Here is an 11,350-nt window from a genome sequence, read left to right on the forward strand (position 1 = left end):
CGTTGTGGCTTGAGTGTTTTTAGCCGGCGACCAAGTTCCGGTTATTCCGTTTGTTGATGTTGTTGGTAGCGTAAATGTACCGCCTTGACAAATTGGAGCAACTTGCGTAAAGGTCGGTGTTACCTTTGCTTTTACTGTTACAGTCATTGTCTTAGTAGTAGCGCACAAACCCGCTGTTGGAGTAAACGTATAAGTCGTTGTGGCTTGAGTGTTTTTAGCCGGCGACCAAGTTCCGGTTATTCCGTTTGTTGATGTTGTTGGTAGCGTAAATGTACCGCCTTGACAAATTGGAGCAACTTGCGTAAATGTCGGTGTTACCTTTGCTTTTACTGTTACAGTCATTGTTATCGTTTTTGCGCACTGACCTGCTGTTGGAGTAAAGGTATAGGTCGTTGTGGCTTGAGTGTTTTTAGCCGGTGACCATGTACCCTTAATCCCATTAGTCGAAGTAGTGGGCAAAGTAAACGTACCCCCCTGGCAAATTGGTGCAATTTGCGTGAAGGTAGGGGTCTTAATGGTACTACATGTCTGGGAAAAAACTACAATTCCCAACAGTAGAAATAAAGAAATAAAAAAATTCTTCATAAAGCTGTGTTTTTTAATCTTATTTAAATGTTAATAATTTTTTTATTGTTAATGAAAATTTAACTATTTTAGATTCTTTTTGCATGAAATAAAACTACTATTATGGTGTCTTTACTTAAGAGAATAAAAGTAAAATAAAAGACAATAAGAAAAAATAAAAAAGAACACAAATTATAATTCGCTGGATAATATTGATTATTCGCAAGGAGAGACTTTAAATTCGATTAACTAATATAGAGGTCCCCAAAAAAATGATAAATATTCATTGGGAGAGAATAGCTAAAAAAGATTTAAAATAGCCTAAAAATCATCATGAGCGATAACTATGCGCGGATACTTGTTGCTTTAACTCAAAGTGGGATACTCTAATCAAAATAGAAAAGTGTGCTTAAAAACGACCGTTTCTTGAAACCAAAATTTTCTATCTAACTCTTCTTCTATTTTAGTTCTATTTTCCGTTTTATTTAATAGTTTTGATAATTAAGATTTTATGAATCGACCAATTCATATAATTATTGGAACAATATGTTGTATAGAAATTCTATATATTTGTATAAAGCATTGATCAAAGTGTCAAAAAATAGTATTCATATTAGTCATCCAGATTTTTCTAAGGTTCCAAAATATTTGTTTTGGGATACAGATTTTGACGCAATTGATTGGAGAGCAAAATATATTGCCGTTATTAGGCGGGTGTTTGAGCGAGGAGATGAGATTGCCAAAGAAGAAATTAAGAAATTCTATGGAGAAGAATTGGTTAGCAAAACGCTTTCAAAAACATCTATCCGACCAATGAGACTTTATATCAATAAATAATGCTGTACTACTCTACTGTTTCCCCAAATTTAAAAGAAGCTTTAGCAGAATTATCGAACTCTGATATTTTTAAGCCATTCCGCTTAGTAGGAGGTACAGCAATATCATTACAATTGGGGCATAGGATGTCTATTGATATTGACATGTTTACTGATGCACCCTATGGAAGTATTGATTTTCAGAAAATAGAAAAATACTTAAAGGAGACCTTTAGTTTTGTTGTTATCTCTTCTGAACTTACTTCTATGGGTAAATCTTATTTTATTGGGAAAAGTAGAGATGAAGCGGTGAAGTTAGATGTTTTTTATTCCGATCCCTTCATACGAGAAGCACTATTAGAAGATGGAATTCAAATGACGCATCTTGATGATATTGTGGCGATGAAAATGGAAGTGATTCAGAACGGAGGTAGGAAGAAAGATTTTTGGGATTTGCATGAGTTACTAGAAATCTATACCATTGAAGAAATGATTGCTTTACATGAACAACGCTATCCTTACGGACACGACAAAGAAGTTATCGTCTCAAACCTTAATAATTTTGAATCTGCTGACGAAGACTTAGATGTTATCTGTTTGAGGGGGAAGTATTGGGAGGTAATCAAAGCTGATTTTGATATTATAGCCAATAACCTTTCCAACGTATTTAATCAAAAACGATGACTTTCGGTTACGCAAGAGTTTCAACACCTGATCAAAATCTTTCAACCCAAATTGAATTGCTGAAAGAGCAAGGTTGTGAGAAAATTTACACTGATGTTGCAAGCGGAGTTCGAGATGATAGACAGGGATTATTAGAGCTCCTCTCCTATCTTCGTAAAGATGATGTAGTAATAGTCTATAAAACTGATCGAATATTTCGTTCTCTCAAAAACATGATTGACTTGATTGAGAAGTTTAATGCGATTGGTGTTAAATTCAAAAGTATTACTGAGCCAGCATTTGATACCACATCTGCTAATGGAAAGTTTATCATTCAGATTTTTGGTGCAGTAGCTGAGTTTGAAAGAAACCTAATTAGTGAACGAACCAAAGCGGGACTTGAAGGAGCAAGACGCAGAAAGAAACTTTTAGGCAGACCAAAAGGAGCTAGTAAAGAATCTCAAGAGAAGTACCAATTTGCTAAACACCTTTACGATAACAAAAATATCCCAATAGATAAAGCTTGTAAGCAAGCGGGTATTAGTAAAACGACTTTTTATAGAATTGAGAAGAGTTTTATCAAATAAATTATATGTATTATGTGAAGTTTTATACCATATATAATAAGTATAAAATATTTAAAATTGATTTAGAAATTCTTCTTTTTTACGGAGGAAATATGCAGAGTACGGAGTATAATCTTCTGTTTCATAAAAAGTAATTAAAGCTGTTCTATATTCCAAAATATCAGATTCAGAAGTACTAAAAACAGGGACAATATCATCATTCATTAAACAGACAGCTTCAATAAGTCTTGCGGTTCTTTTATTGCCATCGATAAAAGGTTGAGTTCTTGCAAGATTGCAGTGGAGATAAACTGCTTTTTCTAAAGGATTAGCAATCTCTAGGTGAGTATTAAAAATTCGATTTAATTCAACCAAAATTTCAGTCTTTGTTTTAGGTGGTTTATACTCCGTTCCGGTTATTGCTACTGCTCTTTCTCGTAAGTTTCCTGCTTCGTGATCGGAAACTAAATCTCGGACTAAAGATTGATGAACTCTAAAAAGTGTTTTTTCATCTATATTTTCTTTTGAGCCAGATTTAATGTAATCGACTTCTGCAATAAAGGTATTATATAAATTCTTGAGCATTTTGGCATCTTCATATCTTTTAGGAGATGTAATACCATCGGTCAACAAAGCCTCTGTCTCGACATAGGTATAGGTATTACCTTCAATTTTTCCAGAATAATAACACCAAGCAACAACGAGCTTTTGAACTTCATTTGAATAAAGATTGCTCATTGGCATTACTTTATTTTTTTTTAAAAGCTCATCAGCTAAATTTAATTGAGAGGGAGTGAATATAGTTTTCATTTTTAGTCTGGGTTAAAATCTTGGAAGGCTTATATACACCTAAAATTCTTGATGCTCAAAATTAGAAATAATATTCTATTATTACAAATATTATATAAAGTATATGTGTTAATATATTGCAAATAAATTTTATATTTGTAATAAAATAATTTTTAATGAAAGTCATTTCAATTATTACAGAAAAAGGAGGAGTAGGAAAGACAACTACGTCTATACACTTAGGGGCAGCTCTTTCTAAAATTGGGAAAAAGGTTTTAATAATAGATTTCGATTCCCAGAGAAACCTTTCTATTGGATATAAAATAAAGAAAGATTTTCCGTATACCGTAAAAAATTTCATTGAAAAAACTGGAGAATTTCGATTGTTTCAAAAGGGGGAAAGCCTTTTTATTATGGCTGGAGATCGTAAAATAGAAGAACATCAATACAAACGAAATGATTTAAAAGAGATGATAGATATTCTTGCTGGAAAAATGAAGCTTGATTATATTTTAATTGATTGTCCTCCTAGACCCTTGAGTGGGAAAATAGGTTTGGGAGAAATTGCATTGAGCTCATCAGATTATGTTTTGTCTCCAATCGAAGCGGAGGAATATTCTATTGAGGGAATAAATGAGCTACTACCTTCAATAAAAAGAATCATTGACAATCATAATCCCAAGCTACAATTTTTAGGTTTCTTCTTTAATAAAGTTTTAACAAACACGAGAAACTTTAAAGAATATAGTGAGTTGGCAGAACAACAAGCTGGCAGTTATTTTTTGAATTCATTTATAAGACAAGATGTGAATATTGAAAATGCAAAGAAGGAAGGCAAGACCATTTTCCAAGTAGCTCCAACATCGAGGGCAAGTGAAGATTATGACAACTTGGTGAAAGAAATTTTAAATAAAATTGAAAAATAGAATATGGATAATGTATTTCAAATGGATATTCTTGGTGATAGCAAGAAAGAAGATAAGCCAAAAATGGCAAAATACGGTTTTAGGATTTATGCCGAAGACTGGGAATGGTTAAAAGATTTAGTCAAATACGAAATTGTAAAAAATGAAAATTTAGAGTACAATAATGCTAAAGCAATAAGTGATGGAGTTAAGCTAATGATAGATAAACATGGGGACATCATTAAACCAAGAAAAAAGAATGTAAGATATAGACCAGGAAGAAGAGGAAATCCTGGAGAAGTTAAAGTAACATCTGCTTATTTAAATGAAGAGGAGATTGAGTTTCTGAAAAATTATCATTTCTATACCATTTTCAATAAGGGAAATTTGGAATACTCTCAAATGGAGATGTTTGTGGAAATAGTGAATGAGCTGAAAGAAAAATATAAAGATAAGTTCTAATGCCTACCTCAGATAAATCTTATGAAGCGGCAGTAAAGCTAAGTACAGGTCAGGTTGTGGTGTATCATAATATTAACACTGGTCTTTTCAAATTTCATAAGTTTATTTGTGACAAATTCTCTTCAGATCAAAAATGGATTTATTATAAAGTCAGAAGAAAGAAAGATAAAACAATAGTAGGGTTTTACAGAAATGAATTTAAAGAAAGGAGAATTCACTGTACTAAATTATATGTTAATGAATTAGTTCCTAACGAAAAAGGATCCGGCTTTTTTTTTCCATTAAATTTAGATAGAAATGGATATGAAATTAAAAGAAACGTTTTTGTTGCAACTAAATTTGTAATCAAAAAAGGAGAAGATTTTATTGTAATACCAGATTGGTTGTATGATAAGGTGGTTAACCAAGCAATTGAGGACTTATACCAGTATTATTTAGAACAAGGACACCAAATACAGTCTAACGAAATAAACCTTGGAAAAATGAATTCAGAAAAATCAGAAATTTTAGTACAAGGGAAGGAGGCGGAAAGTCCTCAATTTAATTATCCATAAAAAAGCCAGCAATCATAAAGAAAGCTGACTTATAATTTGATATTTTTCAATATCTTCTTGCATAGCAAATGTAAGAAAAAATAAATGTAGTAATGAAAGATAACGAAAAAAGAATAGTAAAAAAATCGTATAAAAATTTGTCTCCCACTGAAATAATTCGATTGGGAAATAGTTTCGTGGATGAATTTTTATTTGAAGATAATAAGGCTGTCGATATTCCCATAGATGCTCTAAGAACGATATTTAATATCGTTGCAGACTTGAGAAGTGAGCAGTTAAGACCACAGGATAAACCAAAGCAATTATCATTATTTGAAGAGGAGTTTGAAACCGAACATAACACCTTTGCTAATATGAAAATAAAAAATAGCTTAATTTCTCCTAGTGGCTCATCAAATCAGGTTGCCCATGCTGTAGAATTTTTGACAAAATTCAAGATGGGATGGCATAAGTCAGTAAACTCAAAAGGAAAGGAAATTAAAACTTTTGGGGGGCTTATAACAGCTCCGTCATATGATGAAAGAGGATATACTTCGTTTTTGATAAGCAGTTATTGGTTAAAAAAGTTGATTGTTATACCGGAATACAATCCCACATTATATAATCTTGTTTACAATATACGGAACAACAAGCACATTATTTTTGCAATATGGCTATCAAAAATCCCATATGAAGGAACGACATTAAAATTAGAAACCTTTAATGAAAAATTTAGTGTGAACTATTCTACCACAAAAGATTTCTGTAATAAATTTCTGAAACCTGTTAGACAGAATTTAGATAAATTTAATCAGACGTCATTCAATTATAGCATTTCTGGAGATAAGATAAGTATAAAACCATATGCAACTAAAAGAATTGATGATGAAAGTCTATCCCAAGAAACGCAGGAGGCGACATTAATAAGACAAAGATTAAGATATTTTCAAAGAAGACATGAGCTTAACGACAAAGAGATGGAAAATTTAAAATATCATTATAGCAGTAGCATGCTTAGTAGAGGACTTATAGAAAGAGCTTATAAGGCATTTGTAAAAAATAATAGAGCGAATGATAGAAAATCAACAGATTTTAAAGGAAATGCTTTTTTGAGAATTTTCCAAGAATACATTGTACAGGAATATAGAGATACTACGACCGGTAAGAAAATACCTAATGGTTATTTTAAGATTGATTAGTTTCGGAATTCCACTCCCCTAGATGTAAAAATCAATTATTAAAACGGAATTCCACTCCCCCTGTTTTCGGAATTCCACTCCCCCAACTTTCGGAATTCCACTCCCCAATGTTAAAAAAATCTTAAAATTTACTTAAATAACAAGCGATTTTCGGAATTCCACTCCCCCACATAGGTAATGGTAGAACTAATATTTCGGAATTCCACTCCCCTACAGGCCTAATCACATTCTATTCTCGGAATTCCACTCCCCCAATAAAAGGCACTTTGTCGGAGTTCCACTCCCCTAAGTTTCGGAGTTCCACTCCCCCAAGTTTCGGAGTTCCACTCCCCCCTAAAATGCTATTAAATGCTTAATAGAAGTAGTTAACATAGTTTATTAAAAGTAATTAAAAAGGTAATAAAAGTATTTTTTTATTTAAAAGGATTTCTTATAGTTAATTACTAACAATAAAAAGTCCAAGAAGATATCGATTTATAGTACTCCTTTTTTTATTGCTTATTAACCAGTAATATCTATGGCTGCTTCATAAGCTATTTTTTTAAAATTATATCTAGTATATAATATATGCAACTATAAAATAGCTTATATATTTTAAAATAATTATATAAAGTATATGTTTTATAAAACTTACGTCACCATATAAAATTTATATAAATTTTATATTGATTTTTTCGAAATTAAGATTATCTTTGTTTCAATAAAAAATAACGTAACAGCGTAAGCTATCGTTTTGGTGTAAGAAAACCGCTAATTTTCAAATCAGTCCAAAATTCGATAGGCTTACGCCCATGCAATATGCGTGGGCTGTAAGTCATATCTGGACTGTAGGTTCTTAGCGGTACCTCTTACACGAATTGGCTTCAGTTCCACGCTGTTTTTTTGTAATTAACCAGTACGAGGAACGGTACAAAAAAACCTCATTTAAAATGAAAAATTTCGTAATTGTCCTCAGTACATTTTTCTTGTTTAGTATTTCTATTCTTTCAGCGCAAGAAATTAAACCTCTTGAACCCTATTTTATGAAAGAAGAGAAGATGGAACAGTTTGAGAAAGCTACTGCAAAAATGGAAGCCAAAGCAGTTGGAATGGGTTATGGCGGAGTTAACAACTATCTGACTGTTTTTAATAATAAAAACTCTTCAGTTCGGTTTAAAAATAATGAGATTCCAAAGTTCTACATTAAGTTACCGGACAACGCGTCTTCCGAAAGTATTACCATTGTAAAAGCTGATAAAGTAAAAGAAAGCAAAACCTATCGACGTTTCGTACAATCAGGAGTTTCTATGGGAGGAACTAAAGATATGTCTAATTATCAAATTGTTTTACCATTAAAAGCTTCAGAAAGCGGAATATATGAAATTATAGTTCCACAAAACCTTGAAGCTGGAGAATATTCATTTGTTATCAGTTCGGCAGGACAATATGATCCTTTTGCCAGTCCGATGGAAAAGAAAATATTCTGTTTCGCAATTGAGCCTTAATTGACAAATATTCTTGAATGCATATTGGCTTTTCTGATATATAGTGAGCCGAACGAATGATTCTGTCTAACATAATTGAAAACAAATACGAGTAATATCAAAATGTAAAAGAATTTGAATAATGAAAAATGATGCTATCAATACACAGATTGCTTACATCATCAAGCATGACAGAAAGCTGCTAATCACTTCCGTTAAAAACCTAACAAAAGTTATGAAGCAATATTTGCCAGAAGAAGAATACAAACAGTTACTCAAAGAACAAGAACAATTCAGTTTTTGGAGAATCAAAAATCTTCAAAATTTCTATGACCATTATATTCAATATTGGGATGAATTACGACTTACAAAACAAAATTGATCTTCAAATTACAATTTACCAAGAACTGACAAAAAACAATATACCACAATATGGAAACACCAGTTGATTTTACTTCAGAAATGATCGTACAAGATATTCTAACACTAATCGAAAGAAAAACAAGGAATATCAGCTACTTAAAAAGCAAAGATAAAACCGTTACGATGACGATAATTATTCCTTTTGATGAGTTTATTTGTGAACCAACAAGAGAAGAGCTAAGAGATGCTTTAAATTATATAAGTGCATTAGATAGCACATGGATTCCTACAGGAAATGATGATGAAGAAAAACTTTTTTCTATTATTAATTTTGTCATATTTACAGAGCACGAATTGAAATTCCAAATATCTAATTTTTATCTCATTGAATTAAGAAGAACAGGATTTAATAGAGAAAGATTAGTAAAAAGAATAAAAGAACTAAAACCTAACCGATCATAGAAAGCTATCGACAAAAATAGATTACGGCCTATCCGGTTTTGTGTTTAACAAAACCAGTTAAATACAAAAAACAAAAAGTAAAAAGAACGGTCTCTTCTTTGAGACCGTTCTTTAGCATTTAGCTTTCCCCTTCAAAATGAATATTGAAGAAAGAAAAATTGAAATGCATTTTCAATTTTCTGAATTTGAAAATTCCGAGGATAATCAGAATAATGATTCCAATTAATCCGAGCGCTAAAAAGTTAAAATGATTCATAAAGTTAAAATTTAAATGATTCATAAAATTAGTATTACACATAGGTTTGCCAACGGCAAAACCAACAATACCCCAAAAGTAATAGGAGGGAAGTCGTTTTAAGGTTTTGCTTAATTTGAAAGTCACTTGAGTCAAGATTACTGTACTTCGTCTTGAACACTTTTTTGAAAAGATTTTTTTCATTTTAAAATTTATTTTTAATAGTAATTTCTTATTTCGATTATTTACATTCTGTCAGTGATCATAAACCAACACGCCAAAAATAGGGTTGGGGTAAGCGATTTGACAATCTGCTTAAATCACCCAGGTACAAATCAAAAAATACTTTCAAAACTACCAAAGGACAGTTTTTGAAAACATCGATGAACTGGAGATTAAAACATTTTGATATGATCATAGCGCAAAAATATCAGCGCTGAGAAAAAAGTCATGTTACATTAAAATGAAAACAAGAGCTAACTTTAGAAGCCACAACTAAAGTTTGAAAAAGTAGCGTACCGGAACAGAATTAAAATGAATATAGAAAAGTCAAAAACAACCCCTAAGAATTAATCAAGATTCAGAATAGGGTAGAGGAGGATTATTTTCACCAAAATGATTGGGTAACCGATAGAAGAATAAGAAAACTGAACAAAATATCCCCCAGGGAAAGAAATAAAATCATCATAATTTTATAGAGAAATGATTCATTAAAAAAAAAAAAAACAAATATTTACAATCGTTTACAAGTGAATATAAAATCAAAATGAATAAAGAAAATTAAGTGCAAATCCAAACTATATGAGCTTCTCAAAAATACTAATTCAGATGTTAGACACCGATCAGATTTTCTATGGAAAAATGGGAAGTAAAATTTAAAAATTTCATGTTTAATTAAATAAAAAGATGATGAAGAAAAGCAGAGAGAACGCTATCATTATTTTGTTGGTTATGATTGTTATGTGGTTGATGTTTCTAACCTATCAATTAAGCGTTCATGAGAAGGAATTGAACGACCAATAATTTTACCTTCGTGAGATATTCAAGAGCCTTTAAAGAGAAAATAATTAGTATATTTGAAGTGTAATTTGTTTTCTAATTAGGAAAGTGTAGCACACTACGTTTTTTTTCTTACGCTTCCCTCCAGTAAAAAAACAGCGTGCTCTCCGAGGGTTAAAATAAGCCTAAAAAAGCAAGTAATTTGTAGTTTAAATTTGGCAAAAAAAGGCAGTCAAAATCGAAGATTAAAAAGTCTAAAGAAGGAATATTGAGAATTGATTTTTTGAGAAAATTTCAAGTTAAAAAAGGATTAAATAATATGGCAGGACAAGCAGTACTACATTATCAAAAACATGGCAAAGTAACCGGAGGATCTTTGGGCAATCATATTGACCGGATAAAGGGAATGGAATACTCTTATCGTCATGCTGATTTGAGTAGAACGAAAGATAATGTTTATATCGAGTTGAACGATCATTGTCGGTCGCCATACAATGATGCCATTTTGAATAGAATCAAAGAAGGTTATAATCACCGAAACAAAGCTGGAGAATTAAAACTCATTAGAAAAGATGCCGTTTATTCAATTAATGTGATGTTATCTGGAAGTCACGAAGAGTTGGTAAAACTTGTAACAGATAAAAAGAAACTTGATCAATGGATTGACAAAAACCTGGAGTTCTGTATTGCGGAATATGGAAAGGAGAACATTATAAGATTTGCCGTTCATTTGGATGAAAAAACACCCCATATCCATTGTGTATTTGTTCCCATTACGGCTGACGGTAGACTTAATGCTGGATATTGGATGAAAACAGGAAAGCTTTTAGAAGAAGTTCAAACAAAATATGCTCAAGCAATGGCAGAGTTTGGATTAGAAAGAGGCGTAAAATCAGATCGTAAACATCATACTACTGAAGAATATCGTAGAAGAGAAATGTATAAACTCAATGACTATAACGACATTCTAAGTGATTTGGAAAATTTGAAGCAAACAGATGTATTTAATTTCAAAGGCAAGAAAGAGCAGACGCTTAAGTGTATTAAATTAAAAGAGGCTGTCTCAAAAACAAGACAGCCTCTTTAACATAATTAGTTCAACTTAAGATTATTGTTTGATAATCTTCACTACGCTTTCAGAGTCGTTGATTCTTATCAAGTAAAGACCTGATGGCAACTGAGAAACATCCGTTTGTTTGTTTTCGAACTTACCTTCTCTTACCAATTGACCGGACATGTTGTAGATTTGATAGTAATAATCTTTACTGTCTTTTGCATCGATATACAAAATGCTCTTCACTGGATTAGGATACAAAACTAACTTATTATCCT

The 11,350-nt window shown here is 31.7% G+C and carries 13 protein-coding genes and 1 pseudogene; 11 read left to right on the forward strand and 3 right to left on the reverse strand.

All coding sequences use genetic code 11. The features are described from left to right. Nucleotides 1-585 (reverse strand): annotated as a pseudogene (locus tag AC4AGG_RS12850) (gliding motility-associated C-terminal domain-containing protein); the annotation flags it as partial. A gap of 570 nt (nt 586-1,155) precedes the next feature. Here AC4AGG_RS12850 and AC4AGG_RS12855 point away from each other — a divergent pair. Genes AC4AGG_RS12855 through AC4AGG_RS12865 form a run of 3 tightly spaced genes read left to right on the forward strand, consistent with a single transcriptional unit; the run spans nt 1,156 to nt 2,629 of the window. Further along, nucleotides 1,156-1,401: a DUF6922 domain-containing protein gene (locus AC4AGG_RS12855; RefSeq protein WP_489772411.1), complete on the forward strand. Its 246-nt coding sequence runs from the start codon at nt 1,156-1,158 to the stop codon at nt 1,399-1,401. Further along, nucleotides 1,401-2,063 (forward strand): nucleotidyl transferase AbiEii/AbiGii toxin family protein, encoded by a 663-nt coding sequence (locus AC4AGG_RS12860; RefSeq protein ID WP_489772412.1) that lies wholly within the window; start codon nt 1,401-1,403, stop codon nt 2,061-2,063. Before AC4AGG_RS12855 ends, AC4AGG_RS12860 begins: the two co-directional genes overlap by 1 nt. Further along, the gene (locus AC4AGG_RS12865; RefSeq protein ID WP_489772413.1) at nt 2,060-2,629 is read left to right on the forward strand and encodes a recombinase family protein; all 570 of its coding nucleotides are present in this window, start codon (nt 2,060-2,062) and stop codon (nt 2,627-2,629) included. The genes AC4AGG_RS12860 and AC4AGG_RS12865 overlap by 4 nt, the downstream gene beginning before the upstream one ends. Nucleotides 2,630-2,680: 51 nt before the next feature. Here the strand turns inward: AC4AGG_RS12865 and AC4AGG_RS12870 are convergent, their stop codons facing one another. Next, complete coding sequence (locus AC4AGG_RS12870; RefSeq protein ID WP_489772414.1) at nt 2,681-3,418, reverse strand: Fic family protein; 738 nt, start codon at nt 3,416-3,418, stop codon at nt 2,681-2,683. 155 nt (nt 3,419-3,573) lie between these two features. Here AC4AGG_RS12870 and AC4AGG_RS12875 point away from each other — a divergent pair, with 155 nt between their 5' ends. The 8 genes from AC4AGG_RS12875 (at nt 3,574) to mobV (ending at nt 11,105) form a co-directional block, all read left to right on the forward strand. Continuing rightward, the gene (locus AC4AGG_RS12875) at nt 3,574-4,323 is read left to right on the forward strand and encodes a ParA family protein (RefSeq protein WP_489772415.1); all 750 of its coding nucleotides are present in this window, start codon (nt 3,574-3,576) and stop codon (nt 4,321-4,323) included. 3 nt (nt 4,324-4,326) lie between these two features. Continuing rightward, nucleotides 4,327-4,764: a hypothetical protein gene (locus tag AC4AGG_RS12880; protein ID WP_489772416.1), complete on the forward strand. Its 438-nt coding sequence runs from the start codon at nt 4,327-4,329 to the stop codon at nt 4,762-4,764. Next, nucleotides 4,764-5,318 (forward strand): hypothetical protein, encoded by a 555-nt coding sequence (locus tag AC4AGG_RS12885; RefSeq protein WP_489772417.1) that lies wholly within the window; start codon nt 4,764-4,766, stop codon nt 5,316-5,318. The genes AC4AGG_RS12880 and AC4AGG_RS12885 overlap by 1 nt, the downstream gene beginning before the upstream one ends. Nucleotides 5,319-5,410: 92 nt before the next feature. Continuing rightward, entirely contained in the window at nt 5,411-6,496 is a 1,086-nt protein-coding gene (locus tag AC4AGG_RS12890) for a hypothetical protein (RefSeq protein ID WP_489772418.1), read from the forward strand. A 929-nt stretch (nt 6,497-7,425) separates the two neighbouring features. Continuing rightward, nucleotides 7,426-7,980, forward strand: coding sequence for a hypothetical protein (locus tag AC4AGG_RS12895; RefSeq protein ID WP_489772419.1), 555 nt, complete (start codon nt 7,426-7,428; stop codon nt 7,978-7,980). A gap of 121 nt (nt 7,981-8,101) precedes the next feature. Then, nucleotides 8,102-8,341 carry a hypothetical protein gene (locus AC4AGG_RS12900; protein WP_489772420.1) on the forward strand — a complete coding sequence of 80 codons (240 nt, stop codon included), beginning with the start codon at nt 8,102-8,104 and terminating at the stop codon, nt 8,339-8,341. A gap of 50 nt (nt 8,342-8,391) precedes the next feature. After that, nucleotides 8,392-8,784 (forward strand): hypothetical protein, encoded by a 393-nt coding sequence (locus tag AC4AGG_RS12905; protein WP_489772421.1) that lies wholly within the window; start codon nt 8,392-8,394, stop codon nt 8,782-8,784. A 1,553-nt stretch (nt 8,785-10,337) separates the two neighbouring features. After that, nucleotides 10,338-11,105: a MobV family relaxase gene (gene mobV, locus AC4AGG_RS12910; protein ID WP_489772422.1), complete on the forward strand. Its 768-nt coding sequence runs from the start codon at nt 10,338-10,340 to the stop codon at nt 11,103-11,105. Between the two features lie 21 nt (nt 11,106-11,126). Here mobV and AC4AGG_RS12915 read toward each other — a convergent pair. Then, the coding region (locus AC4AGG_RS12915; protein ID WP_489772423.1) for a T9SS type A sorting domain-containing protein at nt 11,127-11,350 on the reverse strand (224 nt) is incomplete at its 5' end.

The organism is Chryseobacterium sp. CG10_8, assembly GCF_058117085.1.

Coding starts and splice junctions, on each gene's coding strand:
- AC4AGG_RS12860 (WP_489772412.1), top strand. CDS start 1,401: ATGCTGTACTACTCTACTGTTTCCCCAAATTTAAAAGAAGCTTTAGCA.
- AC4AGG_RS12865 (WP_489772413.1), top strand. CDS start 2,060: ATGACTTTCGGTTACGCAAGAGTTTCAACACCTGATCAAAATCTTTCA.
- AC4AGG_RS12875 (WP_489772415.1), top strand. CDS start 3,574: ATGAAAGTCATTTCAATTATTACAGAAAAAGGAGGAGTAGGAAAGACA.
- AC4AGG_RS12890 (WP_489772418.1), top strand. CDS start 5,411: ATGAAAGATAACGAAAAAAGAATAGTAAAAAAATCGTATAAAAATTTG.
- mobV (WP_489772422.1), top strand. CDS start 10,338: ATGGCAGGACAAGCAGTACTACATTATCAAAAACATGGCAAAGTAACC.
- AC4AGG_RS12880 (WP_489772416.1), top strand. CDS start 4,327: ATGGATAATGTATTTCAAATGGATATTCTTGGTGATAGCAAGAAAGAA.
- AC4AGG_RS12870 (WP_489772414.1), bottom strand. CDS start 3,418: ATGAAAACTATATTCACTCCCTCTCAATTAAATTTAGCTGATGAGCTT.
- AC4AGG_RS12885 (WP_489772417.1), top strand. CDS start 4,764: ATGCCTACCTCAGATAAATCTTATGAAGCGGCAGTAAAGCTAAGTACA.
- AC4AGG_RS12900 (WP_489772420.1), top strand. CDS start 8,102: ATGAAAAATGATGCTATCAATACACAGATTGCTTACATCATCAAGCAT.
- AC4AGG_RS12905 (WP_489772421.1), top strand. CDS start 8,392: ATGGAAACACCAGTTGATTTTACTTCAGAAATGATCGTACAAGATATT.
- AC4AGG_RS12895 (WP_489772419.1), top strand. CDS start 7,426: ATGAAAAATTTCGTAATTGTCCTCAGTACATTTTTCTTGTTTAGTATT.